The 23,503-nt window shown below is 72.6% G+C and carries 21 protein-coding genes; 7 read left to right on the top strand and 14 right to left on the bottom strand.

Translation table 11 applies throughout. The features are described from left to right. Nucleotides 1-23: 23 nt before the first annotated feature. The 4 genes from pdeM to JJI54_RS13550 all read right to left on the bottom strand — a co-directional run bounded on the left by pdeM (nt 24) and on the right by JJI54_RS13550 (nt 6,358). On the bottom strand, nt 24-752 hold the full coding sequence (pdeM, locus tag JJI54_RS13565; protein WP_203073550.1) for a ligase-associated DNA damage response endonuclease PdeM: 729 nt from the start codon (nt 750-752) through the stop codon (nt 24-26). Further along, a complete protein-coding gene (locus JJI54_RS13560) occupies nt 749-3,307 on the bottom strand; it encodes a ligase-associated DNA damage response DEXH box helicase (protein ID WP_203073549.1) in 2,559 nt (852 codons plus the stop codon). Before JJI54_RS13560 ends, pdeM begins: the two co-directional genes overlap by 4 nt. 9 nt (nt 3,308-3,316) lie before the next feature. Beyond that, entirely contained in the window at nt 3,317-5,659 is a 2,343-nt protein-coding gene (locus JJI54_RS13555; protein WP_203073548.1) for a glycosyltransferase 61 family protein, read from the bottom strand. Between the two features lie 129 nt (nt 5,660-5,788). After that, nucleotides 5,789-6,358: a GNAT family N-acetyltransferase gene (locus JJI54_RS13550; protein ID WP_203073547.1), complete on the bottom strand. Its 570-nt coding sequence runs from the start codon at nt 6,356-6,358 to the stop codon at nt 5,789-5,791. A 185-nt stretch (nt 6,359-6,543) separates the two neighbouring features. On the opposite strand from JJI54_RS13550, the gene JJI54_RS13545 reads away from it, so the two are divergent. Continuing rightward, nucleotides 6,544-7,668 carry a ligase-associated DNA damage response exonuclease gene (locus JJI54_RS13545; RefSeq protein WP_203073546.1) on the top strand — a complete coding sequence of 375 codons (1,125 nt, stop codon included), beginning with the start codon at nt 6,544-6,546 and terminating at the stop codon, nt 7,666-7,668. On the opposite strand, the gene JJI54_RS13540 is transcribed toward JJI54_RS13545, so the two are convergent. Together JJI54_RS13540 and JJI54_RS13535 are read right to left on the bottom strand one after the other, a co-directional pair. Then, nucleotides 7,567-8,136 carry a hypothetical protein gene (locus tag JJI54_RS13540; protein WP_203073545.1) on the bottom strand — a complete coding sequence of 190 codons (570 nt, stop codon included), beginning with the start codon at nt 8,134-8,136 and terminating at the stop codon, nt 7,567-7,569. The genes JJI54_RS13545 and JJI54_RS13540 overlap by 102 nt on opposite strands. Before the next feature lie 24 nt (nt 8,137-8,160). After that, nucleotides 8,161-8,352: a hypothetical protein gene (locus tag JJI54_RS13535; protein ID WP_203073544.1), complete on the bottom strand. Its 192-nt coding sequence runs from the start codon at nt 8,350-8,352 to the stop codon at nt 8,161-8,163. Nucleotides 8,353-8,393: 41 nt separating this feature from the next. On the opposite strand from JJI54_RS13535, the gene JJI54_RS13530 reads away from it, so the two are divergent. Next, entirely contained in the window at nt 8,394-9,995 is a 1,602-nt protein-coding gene (locus JJI54_RS13530; protein ID WP_226381750.1) for a cisplatin damage response ATP-dependent DNA ligase, read from the top strand. A 163-nt stretch (nt 9,996-10,158) separates the two neighbouring features. Here the strand turns inward: JJI54_RS13530 and JJI54_RS13525 are convergent, their stop codons facing one another. After that, nucleotides 10,159-12,216 carry a DUF4139 domain-containing protein gene (locus tag JJI54_RS13525; RefSeq protein ID WP_203073543.1) on the bottom strand — a complete coding sequence of 686 codons (2,058 nt, stop codon included), beginning with the start codon at nt 12,214-12,216 and terminating at the stop codon, nt 10,159-10,161. A gap of 134 nt (nt 12,217-12,350) precedes the next feature. Between JJI54_RS13525 and JJI54_RS13520 the strand changes: the two genes are divergently transcribed. Then, complete coding sequence (locus tag JJI54_RS13520) at nt 12,351-12,911, top strand: GNAT family N-acetyltransferase (protein ID WP_203073542.1); 561 nt, start codon at nt 12,351-12,353, stop codon at nt 12,909-12,911. A gap of 336 nt (nt 12,912-13,247) precedes the next feature. Here the strand turns inward: JJI54_RS13520 and JJI54_RS13515 are convergent, their stop codons facing one another. Next, complete coding sequence (locus JJI54_RS13515; RefSeq protein WP_203073541.1) at nt 13,248-14,060, bottom strand: family 16 glycosylhydrolase; 813 nt, start codon at nt 14,058-14,060, stop codon at nt 13,248-13,250. Between the two features lie 603 nt (nt 14,061-14,663). Then, the gene (locus JJI54_RS13510; protein WP_203073540.1) at nt 14,664-15,500 is read right to left on the bottom strand and encodes an oxidoreductase; all 837 of its coding nucleotides are present in this window, start codon (nt 15,498-15,500) and stop codon (nt 14,664-14,666) included. Nucleotides 15,501-15,604: 104 nt separating this feature from the next. Here JJI54_RS13510 and JJI54_RS13505 point away from each other — a divergent pair, with 104 nt between their 5' ends. From JJI54_RS13505 to bfr, 4 genes are all read left to right on the top strand, one after another. Further along, the gene (locus JJI54_RS13505) at nt 15,605-16,498 is read left to right on the top strand and encodes a LysR family transcriptional regulator (protein WP_203073539.1); all 894 of its coding nucleotides are present in this window, start codon (nt 15,605-15,607) and stop codon (nt 16,496-16,498) included. Nucleotides 16,499-16,577: 79 nt separating this feature from the next. Further along, the gene (locus JJI54_RS13500; RefSeq protein ID WP_203073538.1) at nt 16,578-17,624 is read left to right on the top strand and encodes a Fe(3+) ABC transporter substrate-binding protein; all 1,047 of its coding nucleotides are present in this window, start codon (nt 16,578-16,580) and stop codon (nt 17,622-17,624) included. Nucleotides 17,625-17,660: 36 nt separating this feature from the next. After that, nucleotides 17,661-17,837 carry a (2Fe-2S)-binding protein gene (locus JJI54_RS13495; protein WP_203073537.1) on the top strand — a complete coding sequence of 59 codons (177 nt, stop codon included), beginning with the start codon at nt 17,661-17,663 and terminating at the stop codon, nt 17,835-17,837. Nucleotides 17,838-17,876: 39 nt separating this feature from the next. Further along, the gene (gene bfr, locus JJI54_RS13490; RefSeq protein ID WP_203073536.1) at nt 17,877-18,362 is read left to right on the top strand and encodes a bacterioferritin; all 486 of its coding nucleotides are present in this window, start codon (nt 17,877-17,879) and stop codon (nt 18,360-18,362) included. A 6-nt stretch (nt 18,363-18,368) separates the two neighbouring features. On the opposite strand, the gene JJI54_RS13485 is transcribed toward bfr, so the two are convergent. The 5 genes from JJI54_RS13485 to JJI54_RS13465 form a co-directional block, all read right to left on the bottom strand. Then, nucleotides 18,369-19,352 (bottom strand): MBL fold metallo-hydrolase, encoded by a 984-nt coding sequence (locus tag JJI54_RS13485; RefSeq protein WP_203073535.1) that lies wholly within the window; start codon nt 19,350-19,352, stop codon nt 18,369-18,371. 81 nt (nt 19,353-19,433) lie between these two features. Further along, nucleotides 19,434-21,146, bottom strand: coding sequence for an ABC transporter permease (locus JJI54_RS13480; protein ID WP_203073534.1), 1,713 nt, complete (start codon nt 21,144-21,146; stop codon nt 19,434-19,436). Nucleotides 21,147-21,156: 10 nt separating this feature from the next. Beyond that, entirely contained in the window at nt 21,157-21,798 is a 642-nt protein-coding gene (locus tag JJI54_RS13475; RefSeq protein WP_203073533.1) for a flavin reductase family protein, read from the bottom strand. 154 nt (nt 21,799-21,952) lie between these two features. Then, a complete protein-coding gene (locus tag JJI54_RS13470) occupies nt 21,953-22,315 on the bottom strand; it encodes a hypothetical protein (RefSeq protein ID WP_203073532.1) in 363 nt (120 codons plus the stop codon). A gap of 169 nt (nt 22,316-22,484) precedes the next feature. After that, the gene (locus tag JJI54_RS13465; RefSeq protein ID WP_203073531.1) at nt 22,485-23,462 is read right to left on the bottom strand and encodes a 2-hydroxyacid dehydrogenase; all 978 of its coding nucleotides are present in this window, start codon (nt 23,460-23,462) and stop codon (nt 22,485-22,487) included. Nucleotides 23,463-23,503 lie beyond the last annotated feature (41 nt).

Here is a 23,503-nt window from a genome sequence, read left to right as displayed (position 1 = left end):
GCGCGGGGGAGGGCTTTTCGCGTTCAGGGCGTGGTGCTGGCGGCCTCGGCCTCCATGGCGCGCATCGCGCCGCGCAGCGGGCCGGTGGCGAAGCTGTAGAGGCGTTCCTGGCCGATCAGGAAGGCGCGGCCGCCGCGGTGGAACAGCCGCGCGATGGCGGGATCCCGGATATCGAGCCCGCCGGTGAAGGCGCCGAAGGCCGGCAGCATCAGCCGCCGCCCATCGGTGAGGAAACAGGGACGCGTCACCCCACCGCCACGGACCGGCATGGTCGTCTTGGGGTGGAAATGGCCGGAGACCTCCACGACGCCGAGCGGCAGCCGCGCCGGATCGGCCTCATGCCGGAAGACGATGGCGCCGATGCGCAGTTCCGTGACGGCGGTGCCGGGCAGGCCCTCCGGCGGTTCCGGGTCATGGTTGCCGAGCAGCCAGGTGACCTCCCGCCCCTCCAGCAGCCGCTTCAAGGTGGCGCAATCGGCGGCGGGCAGGCGGGCGCAGCCATGCCGGTCATGGAAGCTGTCGCCCATCAGGACCAGCCGCGAGGGGTTCCACTTGCGGATCACCGCCCCCAGCCTCTCCAGCGTCTCCCGCGTGTCATAGGGCGGCACGAACTGGCCGCGGGCGGCGAAGTGGCTGCCCTTCTCCAGGTGCAGGTCGGTCACGGCCAGCAGCTTCTGGGCGGGCCAGGTGCAGACACCGGCGGGGTCCAGCATCAGGCGCTGGCCGGCCATGTGGAGGGGGGCGGCAGTCATCGTTCCGGGGTTCCGAGATGCTTCGGGGCGCTGCGGATGAATCGGTTGTAGCGGGCCTTCTTGTCGCGGGGGCGGCGGGCCCTGTCACGATCCCCGCGGGGGGGAATCGCCTCCGTCACCTGGGCCAGGACCTCGTTGAAGGCATCGGTGCCGAGCGTGGCATCCGCGACCAGCGCCTCGGCCTCCGCCAGCAGCGCATCCTCTGCCCCGCCGGCGACCCATTCGCGCCCTTCCTCGATCAGGGCGGGCACGGCGAGCGGCGAGACGCGGTCCAACGCCCGGTGACGGATGCCGCCCGCCCGCGCGCGGGCCAGGATCAGGCCGATCCGCGCCACGTCGGTCAGGCCCGCGGCGGCCTCCTGCCGCGTCGCGCGCAGCAGGATGTGGTCGGGCTCATGCTTGCGCAGCACGTCGTAGATCAAATCGGCATTCATGGTCATCTGCCGGCCCGACTTCTCCTGCCCCGGATGGTTCTTCTCGATCAGCCCGGCGATGGTGGCGATGTTGCGGAAGGTGCGGCGGAGCATGGAGCTTTCCGCCATCCACTCCTCCAGCTCCTCCCCCAATATGTCCTCCTCGAACAGCCGCTCCACGCCCATGGGTTCGAAGGCGCACCAGGCGGCGAGGACATAATCGGTGGCGAGGTAGCCGAGCGGCGCCATGCCGAGCTTTTCCATCCGCTTCGTGACCAGCATGCCGAGCGACTGGTGCGCGAGGCGCCCCTCGAAGCAATAGGCGACGAGGAACCACTTCTCGCCCCGCGGGAAGGTCTCCACCAGCAGCCCGTCGCGGGGCGGCAGTTCCGACTGCTTCTGCTGCAGGCGCAGCCATTCCTGCACGGGGGCGGGCAGCGCCTTCCAGGCCTTGGGATCGGCCAGGATCGCGCGGACGCGGGCGGCGAGGTAGGTCGTCAGCGGCATGCGGCTGCCGGCATAGGCGGGCACGCGCGGCTCGCCCTCGCCGCCCCGCGTCACCAGGCAGGCGGTGGTGTCCAGGCCCTCGAAGCGCAGCAGCTGGCCGGCGAAGATGAAGCAGTCCCCCTGGGTGAGGGTGGAGACGAACCATTCCTCCACCTCCCCCAGCACGCCGCCGCCGCGCAGCCTGACCTTCATCAGCGGCGTCTCGACGATGGTGCCGAGATTCATCCGCAGCTGCCGCGCCACGGCGGTGGTCTTCACATGGACGTAGCCCTGCGCGTCCCGGAAGAGCTTGCGGAAGCGGTCATAGGATTGGAGCGCGTAGCCGCCATCCTCGACGAAGCGCAGCGCATCGTCGAAATCGCGCCGGGCCAGCCGGGCATAGGGCGCGGCGCGCGTCACCTCCGCATAGAGATCATCCGGCAGGAAGGGGCCAGCCACCGCGCAGGCCAGGATGTGCTGGGCCAGCACGTCGAGCCCGCCCGGGCGGGGCGGGTCGCCATCCAGCTCATGCGCCGCGATGGCCTGGCGGGCGGCGGTGCATTCGATGACCTCGAAGCGGTTGGCGGGCACCAGCACGGCCTCGCTCGCCTCATCCATCCGGTGGTTGGCGCGGCCGATGCGCTGCAGCAGCCGCGCGACGCCCTTGGGCGCCCCCACCTGCACCACCTGGTCCACCGCCCCCCAGTCGATGCCGAGGTCGAGCGAGGCCGTCGCCACCACCGCCCGCAGCCGGCCCGCCGCCATCGCGGCTTCCACCTTCCGGCGCTGCTCCACGGTCAGGGACCCGTGGTGCAGGCCGATCGGCAGATTGTCGTCATTCATCTTCCACAGCGCCTGGAAGCACAGCTCCGCCTGGGCGCGGGTATTGACGAAGACGATGGTGACGCCGGCCTCCCGGATCCGCCGATAGACCTCCGGCATCGAGGCCAGGCCCATATGCCCGCCCCAGGGCAGGCGGCCATCGGGCAGCAGGATGTCGAGCCGGGGTTCCGCGCCGCCTTCGCCCACCACCAGCGCCACGTCCCGCACGCCCCCGGTGGGCGAGAGATAGCGGCGCAGCGGGTCCGGGTGGGCAACGGTGGCGGAGAGGCCGACGCGCCGCGCCCCCGGCGCCAGCGTGCCGAGCCGCGCCAGGCCGAGCGCCAGCTGGTCGCCCCGCTTGGTGCCGGCGATGGCATGGATCTCATCCACCACCACGGCCTGAAGCCCGCCGAAGAAGCTGCCGGCATCCGGCAGCGTCAGCAGCAGCGCGAGGCTTTCCGGCGTGGTCAGCAGGAAGTTCGGCGGATTCTCCCGCTGCCGGGCGCGGCGGTTCTGCGGCGTGTCGCCGGTGCGGGTCTCGATGCGGATGGGCAGGCCCATCTCTTCCACCGGCGCGGTCAGGTTCCGCGCGATATCGACGGCCAGCGCCTTGAGGGGCGAGATGTAGAGGGTGTGCAGCCCCTCCCGGGGTGCCTCATGCAGGTCGATGAGGCTCGGCAGGAAGCCCGCCAGCGTCTTGCCGCCACCGGTCGGCGCCACCAGCAGCGCGCTCTCCGCCCGCCGCGCCGCCGCCAGCAGCGCCAGCTGGTGCGCGCGCGGCGCCCAGCCGCGGCTGGCGAACCAGGCGGCAAATGGTTCCGGTAATGTTCGCATCCCTCCCCATTATGGCGCCGCTTCGGGATTGGGGAAGGGGTGGTCCGCCCCGGCATCGGGCGGGGCCGCCCTGGCGCGCGGCCGGGCGGGGAACAGGGTCGCGCGGGGCACCATGAAGGGGCCGCTGGTGGCGCCCGCCGGGGCTTCCGCCGGCAGCGGCAGCGCATCCAGCTCACCCCAGCCGGCCTCGCGCTCCGCGGCGGAAAGGAAGCCCTTGGCCACCAGCCAGTCGCCCAGCCGGCGGTAATCCAGCACCGTCGCCCCCTTGGCCGCGGCGGCGGAGCGGCCCTTCAGCTCGGCCGCGCCTTCCGGCAGGGCGATGCCGGCGACGGCGTCGGCGACATGCACCTCCTCCACCCCGAAGCCCAGTAATTGCTGGGCGAACTTCGCCTTGGCGGGCAGCCGGCGGAGGATGATGCCGACGCGCTGGTCCGGCCGGGCGACATAGGCGTAGAGGTGGAGGGCGGAGCCCTCGGCGAAGACCAGGCGCCGGGCCGCGCGGTAGAGCGCGATCTGCTCCGGCACGGAGCGTTCCTCCGGCCGCAGCACCTGCCAGCCCGCGCGGGCGAAGGCATCCTCCAGCGCATCCTCCGCCGCGAAGCGCGCCGGCGCGACCAGCCCGGCGCGGGAGACGTAGAGGCCTGGCAGCGGGGCGGCCTCCGCGCCCGCCGCCATGCGGCGGACGAAGTCGCGGAAGGCGGCGTGGCCCGCCGCGACATTGGGGGATGCGTTGAACATCAGGTTGGAGGGCACCGCGAGCTGTTCGAAGACGGTCGGGCGGGTGACGACGTGCAGCGTCTTCTCCCCCAGGCCGAGCAGCCGGAGCGTGTCGCGGATGTAGGATCGCTGCAGCGTGACGCTGGCGAAGCGGGCGCCGTTGTGCGGGCGGGGGGAGGCGAGGGTCCAGACGATGCCGTCCGCCCAGTCCCGCAGCGTCTCCATGGCCCAGAGCCGGCTCAGGCTCTCCATCATGAAGTGGCCGAAATGGTGGTGCAGCCCGCCGGCATAGACCCACCGGCCGCGCTGCGTGACCGGCGTGCGGAAGCCGGCGGCGCAGGCTTCCATGGCCAGGGCGGGGTCGGGCCGCGGCATGTGGATGCGCCCGCCGGCACGGTAGAGGGCGCGGCGGATGATGGCGCCCGCGGCGGTGTAGGGCCCGCCATCCACCGCGGTGCCGCCATAGCGGGGGCCGCCATGCTCCGCCTGGATGGCCGGGTCGCTCATCGACGCCAGGCGCAGGGAGGGCAGGAGGAGCGCGTTCTCGTGGTGCTCGATCGCGGGCTCGGCGTCATAGGCCACGGGCTCGGCCAGGAAGGCGCGCAGCAGGGCGCGGTTCCGCTCGGCCTCCGGGTGCCGGTCCGGCGGCGTGGCCGCGATGGCAGGTGCCTCGGGGGGTGTTGTCTCGGGGGGTGGTGCCTCGGGGGCCGCCGCGGTTGGGTCCTCGGGGGGGTCCTCGGGTGGGGGCTCGGGCGGGGGCGCGGCGCCGGGCAGGGCGGGGATGGAGAGGTGGAAGCGGGCCGGGATGCGGAAGGCCGCGCGCAGCCGGGCCTGGTCGCGCGCCGCCGCCGGTTCCGCCAGCAGGGCGCGGAAGGCGGCCTCCCCCAGCTCCGGCGCATCGGCGGGGGCGCCGCGCGGGAAGGCGCGGGCGGCGAGGCTCTCGGCCTCCACCCGCCAATGGCCGCCATGGTGGCTGGCGATCGCCTCCTCGGACCAGACCACGGCCCGGCGCTTGGCCTGCGCGGCCTGGAACAGCGCGGCATCGGCGAATTTCAGGTGGAACAGGTAGAGGTCCGGATCCACCGGCGCGGGCTGCGCGCAATTGTGGAAGCCGGGCCGCCAGGTCACCGGGACGCGGGAGATGAGCGGCTTGCAGTAGCGCGGGCTGAACCGCGCGAAGCCGCGCTGGGCGAGGATGGGGCGCGTGGGATCGAGCGGCGCTTCCTGCGGCGCCACCTGCACCACGTCGCAGCCGATGCCGCGCACCGTGGCATGCGGCGACCGCGCGATGAAATCCGCGAGGCCCGCATAGCGAGCGGGATCCGCGACCAGGAATTCATCGGCGTCGGAGAAGATGACGGCGTCGTAGTAGGACAGCAGCGCGGCCTGGTAGTGGCTGACGCAATTCGCCCGCGGCACCTCCGCGAATTCGCCGCGCGGCAGGCGGATGGTGTTGGCGACCACGCCCGCGACGCTGCCATCGGTCGATCCATGGTCGAGGCAGAAGAGGTTCCCGGCGCCCAGTTCCCGGCCGTAATGCGCGGCCCAGAGCCGCAGGAACAGCGGCTCGTTGAACACCATGGTGAAGGCGGCGATCCTCATCGCGGCGTGCTGCTCCCCCTGCCCGGCGCGCATCCAGGCGCATCCGGGCCGGGGCGGTGAGGCGGGCCGCGCGCGGCGGCCGCGCCGGCAGCCTGGCCGCGCACCATGGCCGATCGGCCGGCGGCTGGCCAGACCGGCAGGGGCCGGGCCGGCCGGGCGCGCTCAGCGCCGGCGGCGGCGCCTTGCCTGCTTGCCGGCGGGCTTGGCGGGCGGCTTGCGGGCGGCGGGGGCGGGCGGCGGCGCGGGGGCCGGGGCGGGCGGCGCGGCCACGGGTTCAGCCGGGGCGGGGGCCGCTTCCGCCGCTTCCTGCATCGGCTTGGCCAGCCAGGTGATGGACGCCGCTTCCTGCCGCGCGGGCAGCACGCCCTGTTCGCGGTAGCCGTGGCGGCGGAAGAAGCCGGGGTTCTGGTAGCCATAGGTGCGGACCAGCACGTGGTCGAGGCCGGCGGCGCGGGCCCCATCCTCCGCGGCTTCCAGCAGGCGGCGGCCGATGCCCGCCTTACGCGCCGTCTCCGCCACCCAGAGGTACTCGATCTCCGCCACGCCCAGCGCGCCGCGCAGCTGGATCGCGCCCACGCTCTCCCCGGCCGCGTTCCTGGCGACGAAGCAGCCGGTCATCCGCTTCAGGCCCCGCTCCACCGCCTCCCCCCGCTGCTTCTTCAGGGCGCTGCGGATGGTGCGGCTCAGCTCCTCCGACAGGGCGTCGGTCGCGGCGATGTCGATCTCGGTCATGGCGTCTTCCGTAGGGGTGGCCGGCGCCCGGCCCGGTCCCGCGGCCCAGGCGCCGGGTACATCTTACTGGCGAGGGATTGGGCGCGTCCTAACGCCCCGCGTGTAATCAAGCGACCGTGATCGTCCGCCGCGCCGCGCGGCCGGCGGGGGCTTGACCCGGCGGGCGGGCGCCCGATCTCCCGCCCATGCCGCACCCCGCGACCTGGATGCGCGTCACGCCCCAGGGGCTGTGGTGCGAACCCGGCGACTTCTTCATCGATCCCGTCCGGGCCGTGCCGCACGCGGTCATCACCCATGGCCATTCCGACCATGCCCGGCCGGACCACGGCGCCGTGCTCGGCACGCCGGAGACGCTGGCGATCATGACCCAGCGGATGGGGGAGGGCCGGGCCGGCCATGTCCAGCAGGCGCTGCGCTACGGGGAGGGGGTGGTGCGCAACGGCGTCTCCATCCGCCTGGTGCCGGCCGGGCATGTGCTGGGATCGGCGCAGGTGGTGCTGGACTGGCAGGGCAGCCGGATCGTGATCTCCGGCGACTACAAGCGGCGGCTGGACCCCACCTGCACGCTGTTCGAGCCGGTGGAATGCGACGTCTTCGTCACCGAGGCCACCTTCGCCCTGCCGGTCTTCCGCCACCCGCCGGCGGAGGCGGAGGTGGCGCGGCTGCTGGACAGCGTGCGGCTTTTCCCGGACCGCGCGCACCTCATCGGCGTCTATGCGCTGGGCAAGTGCCAGCGCCTGATCGCGCTGCTGCGCCGGGCGGGGTGGGACCGGCCGATCTGGCTGCATGGCGGGCTGCTTGCGATGTGCGAGCTGTATGGCCGGCACGGCATCGACCTTGGCGACCTGCAACCCGTGCCGATGCCGGCCAGGCGCGGCGGCGGCGGGCTGCTGGCGGGCGAGATCGTGCTGGCGCCGACGGGCGCGGAGGCGACGCCCTGGGTGCGGCGCCTGGCGGAGCCCGTGATCTGCGCGGCCAGCGGCTGGATGCGCGTGCGCCAGCGGGCCAAGGCGAAGGGCGTCGAATTGCCGCTGATCGTCTCCGACCACGCCGACTGGGAGGAGTTGCTACAGACGGTGGAGGAGGTGCGGGCGCCGGAGGTCTGGGTGACGCATGGGCGGGACGACGCGCTGGTGCATGCCATGGGTCTGCGCGGCGTGAAGGGCCGCGCGCTGCACCTGCTCGGCCGGGGGGAGGAGGATGAGGCGCTAGAGGCGCCAGCGCCGGCGGGCGAGGCGCCAGGCGCCGAGGAGATGCCCGCGCAGCCCGGCGCGCAGCGTGAGGGTGGTGCAGGTGGTGCGGATGCGTGACGCCTGGCCGATCCGCCGCCCCCAGGCCTTCTCGAAGGCTGCCTGGCACCGGAGAAAGCCGGCATCGACGCGGCCGGGGCTGAGGTGATGCAGGTGGAAATCGATCACCCAGGCGCTGCGCCCGGCCTGCCGCGCGGCAAGACACAGATCGGTGCCGTAGAGGTGGAAGCCCGCGAGGTCCGGAGACGGCACGATCCCTGTGCCGCCCTTCAACAGAAGAAAGTTCTCGTCGAGGCTGTGGACCAGGCCGGGGAAGGGCCCGCGCTTCTGGTCCGCGCCATGCGGGTCCGTGATGCGGATGAGGAGGTCCCCTTCGGGCGAGGCGCCCGCATTGCCGGCGATGGCCCAGGAGGGGTCATGCGCCTCCAGCGCCGCCAGCCTCTCCCGCAGCACCGCGGCGCCGTCGCCGATCAGGCGCACATCCTGGTGGCAGCAGATGACATAGCGGCCGCGGGCGCGGCGGATCATCTCCGTCAGGCCGGCATAGCCGCATCAGCGGTTCGACTGGCTGTTGTCGAGCTGGAGAAACTCCGCATCCCCGAAGCCATGCGCCACGAAGCTGGCCTGCATGGCGCGCCACTGGGCGTGGTCCGTCACCAAGGTACAGATGGAGAATTCGGGCGCCGACGCCTCCGCCACCGCCGGGTCGGCGGGGGAAAGGGGCAGGGGCGTCAGGCTGTTCACGGCGCCGTGTGGATAAGCCAGCCTCGGCGGGGCGACAAGCGATGAGCCTGCCGGCCTTCGCGGCGCTGCTGGAGCGCCTGGCCTTCACCCCCGGGCGCAACGCCAAGCTGGCGCTGCTGCGGCACTGGTTCGCGACGCAGCCGGACCCGGATCGCGGCGTCGGCCTGGCGGCGCTGACCGGGGAGCTGACGCTGAGCGCCGCCAAGCCGGCGCTGGTGCGGGAACTGGCGGCATCGCGCAGCGACCCGGTGCTGTTCGACCTCTCCTACGATTATGTGGGCGACCTGGCGGAGACGGTGGCGCTGATCTGGGTGCCGCGCGCCGGCGTCAACGCGCCGCCGCCCTCATTGGCCGAGGTGGTGGAGGCGCTGGAGACGACGGCGAAGGCGGAGCTGCCGAGCCTCATCGCCGGGTGGCTCGACACGCTCGACGCCAATGGGCGGCTGGCGCTGATCAAGCTGGTGACGGGGGGGCTGCGCGTCGGCATCTCCGCGCGCCTGGCCAAGACCGCGCTGGCGGAATGGGCGGGCGAGGATGTCGGCGCGGTGGAGGAGGTGTGGCACGGGCTGACCGTCCCCTACCTCGACCTCTTCGCCTGGCTGGAGAAGCGCGGGCCGCAGCCCGATGCGCGGGACCTGCCGGTGTTCCGGCCGCTGATGCTGGCGCATCCGCTGGAGGAGCCGGACCTGGCGGCGCTGGACCCCGCGCAGCACCGGGCGGAGTGGAAGTGGGACGGCATCCGCGTGCAGCTTTCCGCCACCGGCGGCGGGCGGCGGCTGTGGTCCCGGGGCGCGGAGGACATCTCTTCCGGTTTCCCCGAGATCATCGGCGCCATGGATTTCCGGGCCGTGCTGGATGGCGAGTTGCTGGTGATCCGGGATGGGGAGGTCGCGCCCTTCGCGGACCTCCAGCAGCGGCTGAACCGCAAGATCGTCAGCGCGAAGATGCAGGCGGCGCATCCCGTGGGCGTCCGGCTCTACGACATCCTCTTCGAGGGCGAGGAGGACCTCCGCGCGCTGCCCTTCGACGAACGCCGCGCGCGGCTGGAGGCCTGGCTCGCGCGGGTGAGGCCGGCGCGGATGGACCTTTCCGCGCAGATCGCCTTCGCCTCCGTCGAGCAGCTCTCGGCCATCCGCGACGGGGCGCGGGCGGCGGCGATCGAGGGGCTGATGATCAAGCGGGCCGACAGCCCCTATGTCGCCGGACGGACCAAGGGGCTGTGGTGGAAGTGGAAGCGGGCGCCGCTCGGCGTGGATGCGGTGCTGATGTATGCGCAGCGCGGGCACGGCAAGCGCAGCAGCTATTATTCCGACTACACCTTCGGCCTCTGGCGGCCCGATGGCGCGGGCGGGCGGGAGCTGGTGCCGATCGGCAAGGCCTATTCCGGCTATACCGACCAGGAACTGCTGTGGCTGGACCGCTGGATCCGCAACCACACCACCGCCCGCTTCGGCCCGGTGCGGGAGGTGGAGAAGGGCCTGGTGCTGGAGGTGATCTTCGACGCCGCCCAGCGCAGCGGCAGGCACAAATCGGGCGTCGCGCTGCGCTTCCCCCGCATCGCCCGCATCCGCGCCGACAAGCCGGCGGAGGAGGCCGACGAGCTGCCGACGCTGGAGGCGATGATCGCCGGCGAGGAAGCCTGAACGCGCGGTCAGTGTGGCATTTTAGTCGCTAACCCGATTTAGCCGATTATGCCGTTTATGCACCTTTAGTCGCGATTCAGCGGGGGTGCGGGCGCGATTCCGGGGGTGATATGACGAACATAGAGGGAACGCAGCGCGGCGGCCAGGAAAATCCGGCGCCGGCTCACTCCATCCGTGCCAGCATCTCCTGCGCCGCGCGGGCCCAGCCATCCCAGGCCGAATCGGCGGCCGCGCCGGCGCGTTCGGCGGCGACGCTCGCGGCGTTCAGGCGGCGGCGCGCCTCCTCCCGCTCCGCGCCCGTGCGGTCCTCCGCCGCGCTGCGGGCGCGGGCCAGGGCGGCTTCCGCGCTGCGGTAGCCGCGGATGGCGGTGCGGGCGGCATCCAGCAGGCCGCGCAACTCCGCCAGGCGATCGGCCAGCGCGGCCAGGCGGTCCCGGCCCGGGGCCTCGGCCGGCAGGCGTTCCAGCGTGGCGCGCAGGTTCTCCAGCGTCGCGGGCCCGCCGGGCAGGCGGCGCAGGCTCTGCTCCACATCGATGTCGCGCCAGCGCAGCAGCAGGGGATCGCCGAGCCCGGCATCCCAGACCGGCAGCTCCCGGCGGTTCTCCTGTTCCCAGGCGAAGCGGAGCGTCTGCGGGCCGCCATCCAGCACCACCTCATGCCGCAGGCCGAAATCGCCTTCCGCCGCGACGGGGAAGCGGGGCCAGAAGCCGGGGCGGCGGGGCAGGTCCACGATCATGCGCGCGCCGCGGCCGGCCTCGGCGCCGCCGGGGTCCAGCGCCAGGGCGGATTCCTGGCGCAGCACCACGCGCAGCACCACGACGCCGCGGCGGAATTCCGCGCCGACCGGCCGTTCCCCGCTGGCGCTGGCGGCGGAGAGGCGGAGGTCGCGGTCCCGCGCGAAGCCGATCAGCCGCGTCTCCCCGGGCGCCACGGCGCGGATCTCGGCATCGCCCAGGAAGGCGCCGGCCTCCGGCCCCTCCGCGCCATAGAGCGTGGCGAGGCCATCGGGGAGCGTGTGGCCGGAGGTGTTGCGCAGCCGCAGCGCGGAGAGCGGGTTGCGGGCCGAGAGGTCCTGCACCCACCAGACCCGCTCCGCCGGCAGCGCGGCATCGAGGAAGGGGAGGTTCGCCGTCTCTCCGCTGCGGACCGTGACGGGGTTGGGCAGCGCGAAGGCGACGCGGCCGGCGGCGGAGGCGGGGAGCGCGGCGGGGACGGCGGCGATGCTGTCGGCGAAGCGCACCGCCTGTTCCGGCGCCGCGCCACCCAGCGCGCGGGCGGCGGGCGCCGGGGCGGGCATGGGCATGGCGGCCATGGCGGGGGCGGGCATGGGCGGGGGCGGCGGCGTGGCGCCGGTATCGGCGCGGACGGAGACGCCTTCCGCCACCCGCACCGGCAATTCCGGCCGCGCGACGCGGATGGGCGCGTAGAGCGCCTGGTGGAAGGCGGCGGGATTGCCGGAGACGAGCGCCAGCCGGACCTGGTCCCAATCCGCGCCGGAGCGGTTTTCCACCACCGCCCAGCCCTGCAGCCGCGCCTCCCCGGTCGAGGCCGGGACGACCAGGCGCCAGGAGGGTTTCCAGAGGGGGGCCGCGGCGACGTAGCCGAGCGAGACCTCCCGCGGCGCGGTGGCGCCGGCCAGGCGGATCTCCACCACGCGGCTGTCGGCGGTGCTGGCGGCGGCCAGCGCCTCCGCCGCGCGGCGGAGGCGGGCGGCGAGGGCGGGATCGGCGAAGCGGATGCCATCGCCATCCGGCAGGGCCAGGCTGCGCAGGCCCTGCTCCGTGACCAGCGTCAGGCGGAGCGCGGGGGCGGCGTTCGGGGCCTGCACCTCCTCCGCATCCACCAGGCGGCCGCTGGCCCCCGCCGCTTCGACGGCCTGGCCGCGGAGCGCGCGGAGCAGGGTGGCGCGGTTGGCGAAATCCTCGGGCTTGAGGGGCAGGCCGCGAAAGGCCTCCGCCACCAGGTCCTGGGCGGGCAGGCGCACGCCTTCCACCCGCCCGGCGGGGTCGCGGACCAGGAGGGATTTCAGGACATCGTCCACATCCTCGACCGGCACGCGGAAGGAGAGGGCGGCACCGGGGGCGAGGCGGCCGGCGCGCTCGATCTGCGCGAGGCCGGCATTGGAGAGGGTGACGGCGGTGACGGGGAGGTCCTGCCCCCAGGCCGGCGCCATGGCGGGGAGGGCCAGCAGCAGGGGGGCGAGCAGCAGGCGCTTGCGCATGGCGGTGTCCTCCGGCGCGCATGGTGGGGCGGGGCGGGGCGGAGGGGAAGGGTGTCGGGGAGCGCCGGCTGGCGGTGGCCCGGAACCGGCCATCGCCGTTTGACCATCGCGGGCGCGGCGATGATAGACGCGCCATGCCAAGCGACCTGATCTCCCTCGCCCCGGCCGATCCTGCCGATATCCCCGCCTTCAAGAAGGAATTGCAGGACGCCTTCGCCGTCTCCGTCATCCGTGAGTTCGGCGCGCTGCCGGATGGGCCGATCCCGTCCGACGAGGTACTCGACAGTGCGATCGCCGCCCCGAAGGCGGTGGTGCTGCGAATCCTCCGCGATGGCCGGAAGGTCGGTGGCGCCGTCCTCACCATCGACCGGGAAACCCACCACAACGAGCTCGATCTCTTCTTCGTCAAGCTGGGCGAGGAAGGGCGGGGGATCGGCCTGCGGGCCTGGCTTGCCATCGAGCGGATGTTTCCCGAGACCATCACATGGCAGACGCACACGCCATACTTCGAGAAACGCAACATCCATTTCTACGTGAACAAGTGCGGCTTCAGGATCATCGAGTTCTTCAACGCGCACCATCGCCATCCGAACGAGCCCCTCCAGGACGATCTGCCCGGCGGTGATGGCGAGGCCTTCCAGTTCGAGAAGGTGATGACGGGCGCGAGGGACCTTTCCAGTTCCAGGTCCCGCTGACGGCATCCGCCCCATCGCGCTGCCGGGACGGTGGCGCGCAGAGGCACCCGATTGATGACCCGGCCGGTGCAGGCATCGTCTCCGCTGGCTGGCGCGAGGACCGTCGTCGTCGTTCCCGGCAGCCTGAGCGCCGCGCCTTCCCGTGGCGGCGCATGCGCTTGGCGAAAGCGCGGACGAGGCCGGCCGCCACGGGATAGGCGGCCCTGCGTGGGAGATGCGGGAAGGAGGGCCGGACATTGCGGAGAAGTCCGCGATACCCCGCGCGTGAGCGAACCGGGCTTCGTGCGGAACCAGGCATTGGCGGCGGCACCGCGAGGATGCCGCCGCCGGTCGCCGTCAGACGAACCAGCTGCCGGTGGCCTCGTAATTCGCCATCACCTTCGCGGCGAGGGCATCCCAGTCGATGACGCCGTCCGGGCCGGGCTGGAAGCGCGGGTCGCCCTCGGGCTCCGCAGCCCAGGCCGCCTGCTGCTCGGGCACCTCGTAGGCATAGTCATCCCAGGACTGCTCCTCGCCCGTCACCACCTCGGCGATGGCCGGAGGCGTTTCCACGGCGGGCGCGGCCGGTTGTGCCGGCGCCGCGCCGCCGAGCGGCGTGTAGGTCACGTCGCGGACGGTGATGGAGGTGTCCGGGTTGTTGTTCAGGAAGCCGATGGTGTTTTTCATGCCGCCATGCGCGAAATCGGCCGGCACGTTGTCGGTGAAGACGGCCTTCTCCACGCCATCGACCTTGAAGGTGATGCGGCCCGCTTCCCAGACCATGGTGTAGTCGTGGAAGACGCCGCCCTGGACGCCGTCATAGACCACGGCCTCATAGGCATCGTGGCCGCCCTCGTTCCAGTGCAGCGTGCCGTACTGGCGGCCGGAGCCGTCCGGCGTGATCTCGAGCAGGTCGATTTCCTGGCCCGGCCACTGGTTGTCGCCCGGCCAGAAGATGATGGCGGGGCCGGGCTCATTGCCCTCGGCCTTCGCATTGATGGTGTAGGTGCCGTAGCCGTGGCCGGCATCCCGCCCCACGGCCCATTCCATCATCGCCGAATAGCCGGAGAGCGTCACCTCGCCACTGACCGAGGCGTCCACGTTCCACAGATTGCCGATCGAGCCGAAGCCATCGTCGAAGGAGATGTGAAGAGCGTCCGTTGCAGCCATGGTTCGCAAGTCCCTTGCTTGAAATCGTCGGAGCGTCGCGGCGTAGCCGCGCCAGCCATGGGCGGCGTAGCCGCGCCAGCCATGGGCGGATTGGCCGCGCCAGCCATGGGCCGGGCGCGCCGCCTTCGTCCCGGATCCGGGTGTCCGGAACCGGGTCGTGCCGGGATGCGGCACTGGTCGGTGGTGGGTGCTCCGCGGGCGGTGCCGTGCACGGCGCGTCCGCGGATGCGGTGCCCGGCGCGACCGGCGCGCCAGGCAGGGTCGTCACGCCTTCCGTGCGGACAGGCGCGTGGTTCTGTTGTCAGCCGCCCATGGGCGCGGCGCGGCTGCGCGGCCGGGTTGCTGGCGCCCGTCGGCCGCTCCCGTTCTCGTTCAGGACGTGTACACGGTTTCCTGGCGGCTGGCCGGGCCAAAGACACGGAGCGTTGATCAACCTGGGCGCGCGGGTTCGGGGCTTGGCTGGCGTGAAGGGGCGCGGGAGGAGGCGCCGGTCACGCCGCCCGATTGCGGCGGACGCACCGTGCAAGCGTCAGGGCCGGCGTGCCGGGCGGCGGCGTCGCCACCAGCCGCCAACCTTGCGGGTCAGTCCGCGGGCCTGGCCCGTCACCCCGCCTCCACCCGCGTATCCGCGCCCACCGCTTCCCACGCCGCCATCTCCGCCAGCAGCGCCTGCGCATGGCCGCGCACCGCGTCGATGGCGTCCTGGCCGAGGGCGAGGCGGAGCGGCGTGACCGGTGCCGCCAGCGCGGCATGCACCGCGCGCGCGGCCTTGGCGGGGTCGCCGGCCTGGGTGCCGTGCATGCCCTCGGCGAAGGCGCGGATGGGGCCGACGCTGGCGGCATAGGCCTCCATCCCCGGCATGCGGCGCAGCGCGGCGCCGGCGAAATCGGTGCGGAAGGCGCCGGGCTCCACGATCAGCACCTTGATGCCGAGCGGCGCGACCTCCTGCGCCAGGGCCTCGGACAGCCCCTCCAGCGCGAATTTCGCGGCGGAATAGGCGCCGAAGCCGGCGAAGCTGAGCTGGCCGCCCATGCTGGAGATGTTGACCACCGCGCCGCTGCCCTGCGCGCGCAGCACCGGCAGCGCCGCCTGCGTCACGGCGACGGCGCCGATCACCATCGTCTCCAGCGCCGCGCGGAATTCGTCGAGCGGCGTCTCCTCCACCGCGCCGACCAGGCCGAAGCCGGCATTGTTCACGACGGTGTCGATGCGCCCGAAGCGCGCCATGGCGGCCTCCACCGCGCGTGCCGCGTCGCCGGGGCGCGTGACGTCGAGCGCCACGGCCAGCACGCGGGCGGGATCGGCGGCGGCGAGGTCCGCCAGGCGGGCGGGGTCGCGCGCCGTCGCCACCACCCGGCCGCCGCGGGCCAGGGTTTCGAGGGCGAAGGCGCGGCCGAAGCCGGTGGCGGCGCCGGTGATGAACCAGACGGGGGCGGTCATGGAGGCAGATCCTTCGCGGGGTTCCGGTTGGGCGAAGGATGGGGCGCGGGGCGTCCTGCGATAACACCGTGCATTCGGCAGGGGTCATGCGATATGGCTCATGAATGGACCGGACCCTGCTGCCGCATCTCCCCGCCATCGTCGCCGTGGCGCGGCATCGCAGCTTCGCGGCCGCGGCGGCAGAGCTCGGCATGGGGGCCTCCGCCGTCAGCCACGCCGTGCGGCTGGTGGAGGAGCGGCTGGGCACGCCGCTGTTCCGCCGCACCACCCGCAGCGTCGCGCTGACCGAGGCGGGCGAGCGCTTCGCGGCGGTCGCCGGCCGCGCACTGGACGAGATCGGCGGGCTGGCGGCCACCTTGCGGGCGGGGCAGGGGGAGGTGGCCGGGCTGCTCCGCATCAACGCGCCGCGCATCGCGGTGGAGATGGTGATGGCGCCGATCCTGGCCCGGCTGGCGCGGGCGCATCCCGCGCTCACGGTGGAGGTGGCGAGCGACGATGCGCTGACGGACATCGTCGCCGGCGGATTCGATGCCGGGATCAGGCTGGGGGAGATGATCGCGGCCGACATGGTGGCGATGCGCCTCACGCCGCCCTTCCAGGCCATCCTGGTGGCCTCGCCGGGGTACCTGGCGGCGCATGGGGAGCCCGCGGCGATCGCGGAGCTTGCGCGGCACAATTGCATCGGCTTCCGGCTGCTGGCCTCCGGCCGCGTCTATGCCTGGGAGCTGCGGGAGGGTGGGCGGGACGTGGCGGTGGCGGTGGCGGGGACCGTGCGCGTCAGCGACCCCGGCTTCGCGCGGGACCTGGCGCTGGCGGGACTCGGCATCGCCTATGTCTTCGAACCGGCGGTGCGGGGGGCGATCCGGGAGGGCAGGCTGCGGCAGCTGCTGCCGGACAGCGCGATCACGGAGCCGGGGCTGTTCCTCTACTACCCGCGGCGCCTGGCGGGCACGCCGGCCATCCGCGCCTTCCTGGCGGCGGCGCGGGCGGGTGGGTAGCGGTGGGCGGTGCCGGTTGTTCTTGCGAACGCTTCTCAATTGCGATATTCCCGGGCCACGCCACACGGAAAGGCCCCCAATGAACGCGACTGCCCCCCGCCGCCTCATGCTCGCCGCGCTGCTGATGGCCGCGCCCGCCCTGGCGCCGCAGGCCCAGGCCCAGAACCGCGGCGAGGTCGCGGTCTATTCCGCCCGGCACTACGACACCGACCGCCGGCTCTATGACGCCTTCACGCGGGAGACGGGGATCCGCGTCCGCCTGATCGAGGGCGATGCCGACCAGCTGGTGGAGCGCATCCGGACGGAGGGGGCGAACAGCCCGGCCGATGTGCTGATCACGGTGGATGCGGCGCGGCTGGCGCGCGCCAAGGATGCCGGCGTGACGCAGGGCGTGCGCTCCGCGGTGCTGGAGCAGCGGGTGCCGGCCGGGCTGCGCGATGCGGAGGGGCATTGGTTCGCCGTCTCCCAGCGCGCGCGCGTCATCATGTACGACAAGACGCGCGGCGTGCCGCAGGGCCTGACGCGGTACGAGGACCTGGCCAGCGAGCGCTTCCGCGGCCAGATCTGCGTCCGCGCCGCCAACCACCCCTACAATGTCAGCCTGGCCGCCAGCATCCTGGCCGCCGACGGGCAGGAGGCGACGGAGGCCTGGGCGCGCGGCGTGGCCGCCAACCTGGCCCGCCCGCCGCAGGGCGGCGACCGCGACCAGTTCCGCGCCATCCCGCCGGGGCAGTGCACGCTTGCGATCAGCAACACCTACTACCTCGGCCATTTCGGCGCGTCGCAGAACCCGGCGGACCAGGCGCTGTTCCAGCGCATCGGCGTGATCTTCCCGAACCAGGGCGCGGGGGATCGCGGCACGCATGTGAACATCTCCGGCGTCGCGCTGGTGCGGACCTCCCCCAACCGGGACAACGCCGTGCGCTTCATGGAATTCATGACGACGCCGGAGGCGCAGCAGATCTTCGCGCTGGGCAACATGGAATACCCGGTGGTGGCGGGCGTGCCGCTGCACCCCGCGCTGGTGGCGATGGGCGAATTCCGGGCGGAGCCGGTGCATGCGACGCAGTCGGCCGAGAACGCGGCCGAGGCGCTGCGGATCATGCAGCGCGCCGGCTGGCGCTGAAGGCCGCGAGTCGAGCGTTAACGGAGGGCTGGCGCCATGGTGATCTGCCTCTGCAACGTGCTGACCCACCAGCAGATTGCCGCCGCGGTGGCGGCGGGTGCCGACAGGCCGCATGATGTCTACGCGGCCTGCGGGTGCCAGGCGCAATGCGGGTGCTGCACCCGCACCATCCTCGAGATGGTGCGGGCCGGCGCCGGCGCTGCGACCCGGTGACGATCCGGTCGCTGCCACCATAAGCCGGAGATGCCACCGATGCCGCGTGACCAGAAGGTGATCGAGTACCTGAACGCCCAGCTGACCAACGAGCTGACCGCGATCAACCAGTACTTCCTGCACAGCCGGACGCTGCGCCACTGGGGCGTGACCAAGCTGGCGCGCAAGGAATACGAGGAATCGATCGAGGAGATGAAGCACGCGGACTGGCTGATCGAGCGCATCCTCTTCCTCGGCGGCTTGCCGAACGTGCAGCGGCTGAACCAGGTGCTCGTCGGGCAGAGCGTGCAGGAGATCCTGGAGGCCGACCAGAAGCTGGAGGAGAAGGCGCTGGTCGATCTGCGCGACGGCATCGCGCATGCGGAAAGCGTGCGCGACTATGTCAGCCGCGACCTGATGCTGAAGATCCTGGCGAATGAGGAGGAGCACGAGGACTTCCTCGACCGCCAGTTCGACCTGATCCGCCAGATCGGGATCGAGCGCTACATCCTGCTGAACAGCGACGCGGCGCCCGACCAGGAATAGGCGCGGCTACCCCCACTGCCAGGGCGTGGGGACGACGGCGAAGCCCTGGCCCGAGGCCTCCACATGGCCGAGGCCCGGCCAGGGGAAATGGTAGCCCAGCACCTGCAGCCGCTCCGTCGCCGCCATGTCCAGCGTGCGGCGGCGCGTGGTGCTGGCCTGAGCGGGGTCGCTGTCGAAGACGAAGGGCCAGTCGGGGCGCGACAGCGCCAGCACATGGTGGTTGGCGATGTCGCCCAGCACCAGCAGGCGCGCGCCCTCGCTTTCCAGGTGGAAGGCGACATGGCCGGGGGTGTGGCCCGGCGTCGGCACGGCGCGGATGCCGGGCGCCACCTCCGCATTCACCCCCAGCATCGCGAAGCGGTCCCGCCGCGGCAGCAGCACGGCGCGGGTGCCCTGGACGAAGCCGCGGATGGGATCGGGCTGGGCCAGCAGCGCCTCATTCGTCCAGGTGTCGAAATCGGTGGAGGACATGGCGTAGCGGGCGTTCGGGAAGACGCTGTTGCCCGCCGCATCCGCGATGCCCCAGGCATGGTCGGGATGGGCATGGGTGAAGGCGACCAGGTCGACCTCCCCGGGCTGGATGCCGGCCGCCAGCAGCAACTCCACGAGCCGCCCGGTGCCGGGGCCGAAGACGGGCTGCGCGCCGACGCCGGCATCCAGCAGGATCAGCTGGCTGCCGGTATTGACGACCAGGCAGTTGATCGCGGTGGGCAGCCGGTCCTCCGCCAGGAAGGCGCGGCGGAGCGCGGCGCGCACCTCCGCTTCCGTCGCCACGCTGCCGCCGAAGGTGGGGAAGGGCGGCGCCAGGGCGATGGCGCCGTCGGAGACCACGGTGCATTCGAAGGCGCCGAGGCGGAAGCGGTACCAGCCCGCCACCTGCCCGCCGCGGGGCGGCGCGGCGGCGGTGGCGGCGGGCGGGGACAGCAGGGCGGCGCCGAAGCCGGCGGCGCCGAGGCAGGCGGGGAGGAGGGCACGGCGCGTCGGGATCATGGCGGGGACCTTCTCCGCGGGGGATGGTCGGCACGGCACGCCCTATCTGGGGCGCCCGGGCCGGGGCGCCAGGGCGCAGCCTCAGCCCTTCCGCATGCCGCGCACCAGGGCGATGACGGGCAGCAGCCCGACCACGACGATCAGCAGCGCGCTGGTCGAGGCCTCCGCCAGGCGTTCGTCGGAGGCCAGGGAATGGACGCGCACCGCCAGCGTGTCGAAGTCGAAGGGCCGGACGATCAGGGTGGCGGGCAGCTCCTTCATCGTATCGACGAAGACGAGGATGGCGGCGGTGAGGAGGGCGCCGCGCGCCAGGGGTAGCTCCACCTCCCGCACCGCCTGGCCGGGCGTGCTGCCGAGGACGCGGGCGGCGGCGAAGAGGCTGGGCTTCACGCGCGTCAGCCCGGATTCGACGGCGGACAGCGCCACGCCGAGGAAGCGGACCAGGTAGGCGAAGACCAGCGCCGCCATGGTGCCGGAGAGCAGGAGGCCGGTGGAGATGCCGAAGCGCGCGCGCATCCAGGCATCCACCGCATTGTCGAACAGCGCGAAGGGCACCAGCGTGCCCACCGCGATGACGGAGCCCGGCAGCGCATAGCCGAGCGAGGCGAGGCGGTTGGCGGCGGCGCGGAGGCGGGAGGGATGCAGCCGGTGGCCCCAGGCCAGCAGCGCCGCGAGCGTGACCGCGATGCCGGCCGTGACCGTGGCGAGCGTGAGGCTGTTGAGCGCGAAGGGCAGGGTGCGGCGGGCATCCAGCGGATCGCCGGATTGCAGCATCAGCGCCAGCAGCGTGGCGCCGGGGATGACGAAGCCCAGCATCACCGGCGCGGCGCAGGCCAGGATGGCGGCCGCCTGCTTCCAGCCGCGCAGCACCACCGGGCGTAGCGGCGGGTGGCGGGTGGTGGTGGGGTGGTAGCGCCGCCCGCCGCGGGACAGGCGTTCCAGCAGCAGCAGCAGCGCCACCACGCCCATCAGGCAGGCCGCCAGCTGCGCGGCCGCGGGGCGATCCCCCTGGCCGAACCAGGCATCGTAGATGCCGGTGGTGAAGGTGCGGACGGCGAAGTGCTGCACCGTGCCGAAATCGGCCAGGACCTCCATCGTCACCAGCGCGATGCCGGCGGCCAGCGCCGGGCGCGCCATGGGCAGCGCCACATGCAGGAAGGTGCGGGGCAGCCCGTGGCCCAGCGTGCGGCTGGCTTCCAGCAGGCAGACGCTCTGCTGCAGGAAGGCGTTGCGGCAGAGCAGGTAGACATAGGGGTAGAGCACGGCGGCGAGCATGAGCGCCGCGCCCGGCAGGCTGCGGATTTCCGGGAACCAGTACTGGCCGTAGCGCAGCCCGGTGGCGGCGCGGATCGCTTCCTGCACCGGGCCCGCCACGTCCAGCAGCCAGACATAGGCATAGCCGCAGACATAGGCCGGCATGGCCATGGGCAGCAGCAGCGCGACTTCCAGCACCGTCCGGCCGCGGAAGGCGCAGGTGGAGACCAGCCAGGCCGCGACCGCGCCCATGCTGGCCGCCATCAGCCCGACCAGGACGGAAAGCAGGACGGAATTGACCAGCAACTCCGCCAGCATGGTCCGCAGGATATGCGCCCAGGCCTGCCCGCCGGCCGGGGAGAGCAGCGGCGTCGCGGCGGTGAGGAGGACGGAGGCGAGCGGCGCGGTGATCAGCAGCGCGACCAGCACCGCCGCCCAGGCCCAGGCGGGCGCCGCCCGGCGGCGGCGCGGCGCCGCGGGCTGGCGGGGGGGCAGGGCGGCCCCCGTGCTGGCCAGGCCGCCGGACATGCCTGCGGACATGGGCGGCTGGCTACCCGGCCGGCTTCTTGCGGGCGGCCCATTCCTCCGGCGTCACGCGCGGGAATTCGATCCGGTCGCGGGTGGTGGAATACCAGCCGCGGCCATGCATGCGGCCGACCAGGTCGAGCTTCGGCGTGTCGATATAGGCGCGCTCGGCGTTCATCACCGCCTCATCCGCCACATGCATCGCCTTCACCTCCCCCATCACCATGGTGTGGACGCCGATGGGGATGGTCTTCCACAGCGTGCATTCCATGGCGACCGGGCTGCCGGCGATGCGCGGCGTGCCGATCTTCGTGGAGGGGAGGGTGGCGAGGCCGGCTTCCGCCAGCTCATCGACCTCCGGCGGGAAATCGGCGGCGGTGGCGACCATCTGTTCGGTCAGCGCATGCGGCACCAGGCAGAGGGTGAATTCGCCCGTGGCCTCGATGTTCGCCAGCGTGTCCTTGGCCGAGCCCTGCGGCCGCGGGCCGCAGGAGATGGCGACGACGGCCGGATCCTCCCCGAACACGTTGAAGAAGGAATAGGGCGCGGCGTTCAGCACGCCGGCGGCATCCCGCGACACCACCCAGGCGATGGGCCGGGGCACGACGCAGGAGACGAGCAGCTTGTAGCGGTTGCCATGGGGCATCGCGTCGAAGTCGAAGAGCATGGGCCTGTCCCGGTTGCGGCGTGCCACGATGGGCGCGCGGGAAACTGACGCCGGGCGCGGTGGCTGTCGAGGGGCTGTGGAGCGGCGGTGGCGGCGCGGCGCAGGGCATGGCCCTGTCGCACATGTCCCGTCCGGTGAGACCGGCTGGGCGTGGCTAAGCCTGCATGCGCTGGCGCGATGCCGGCAATTGGGAGCGGATCTCGGCCTCGGCCACCACCTCCGCAGAATCGGCGAGGGCGGCGGTGAGGGGAAGGCCCATGGCGCGGGCCGTGCGGCTGAGCGCCGTGCTGCAGGCCTTCAGCGATTCGAGCGAGAGCATGCGGTTGGCGATGCCGAGGTCCCGCGCGGCGCTGGCGGGATCGACCAGGTCGAAGACATAGGTCCGGCTGCCGTCATCGTTGCGGGTCACCAGGGGGGTCTGCTGGAGCAGGGCGTGCAGGAGTTCGAGGTCCGGCGTGGTGTCCAGGCCGCCATCGCGTTCCTGGACGAACAGGGTGATCCTTGCCGCCTTTCTCATCCCATCACGACCCGCCTTGGGGGGCGGGTCCCCCTGGTTCGAATGATCCACGTTCCACCGGCGCGCCGGCAACGTGGAAGTTGAAAAGTTTATTGATTTTCTGCAACCATAAATAGTTGGGCGCTACCACCCCCCGAATGTCAATCATTCAGTGCTGCCAAAAATTCGATCACTTCAGCGCATCGCGTGCGATCGTCCCACGCAGCAGGACGGCATCGAGATTATCCAATGCGCGATGCCCCATGGCGTTTCTCGTTTCCTCCGTCGCGCTGCCGAGATGTGGGAGCAGCGCAACATTTTCGAGTCCGAAATATCCTTCGTGGACGGCGGGCTCGCCGTCATAGACGTCGAGTCCGGCCGCCCGGATATGGCCAGATGACAGCGCCGTAACAAGGGCGACATCATCGACCGTGCCGCCGCGGCCCGTATTGACGATGATTGCTCCCGGTTTCAGCCAGGAGAGGCGCTCCGCGTTCAGCCATTTCCGGGTCGCTTCGCCGCCCGGAATGTGCATGGACAACACATCGATGGCGCCGAGGAAGGATTTGGCGTCGGCGTGGAAGATGGCGCCCTTTTCCACCTCCGGCGGCACGCGGTTGCGGTTGTGGTAGTGGATCTCCATCCGCAGCCCGCGCGCCATGGCGGCGAGTTCCTGGCCGATGCGGCCATAGCCCGCGATGCCGAGCTTCTTGCCCTCCAGCGTCACGCCCATCAGCTGGGTCGGCGCCCAGCCGGTCCAGGCGCGGGCGCGCACCAGGCGTTCGCCTTCCCCGGCGCGGCGGGCGGCCATCAGCATCAGGGTGAAGGCGCATTCGGCGGTGGCGAAGGACAGCACGCCGGGGGTGTTGGCGACGGTGATGCCCCGCGCCGTGGCGGCCGGGATCGCCAGGTGGTCGGTGCCGACGGAGAAGGTGGCGATGATCTTCACGGAGGGGGGCAGCGCCTCGATCGTCGCGCTGCCCATCGGGTCCCCGGCCGCGCAGAGGATGCCCGCGGCGCCGCAGGCGGCCGCGCGGCGCGCGATCTCCGCGCCATCCTTGTACCAGGGGTCGTCGGTGCTGTTCAGCCGCGCGTCGAAGTCCCGCGCGGCGCGGGCCTCGATGGCCTCGGGCAGCTTGCGGGTCAGCAGCAGGACAGGCTTCGGCATGGCGCGTTCTTCCCTCGACGGCAGGGGCCCAGGGTTAGCAG

The sequence above is a fragment of the Falsiroseomonas ponticola genome, from assembly GCF_016805305.1.
Classification (GTDB): domain Bacteria; phylum Pseudomonadota; class Alphaproteobacteria; order Acetobacterales; family Acetobacteraceae; genus Falsiroseomonas; species Falsiroseomonas ponticola.
This window is presented reverse-complemented; position numbering and strand designations above follow the sequence as displayed.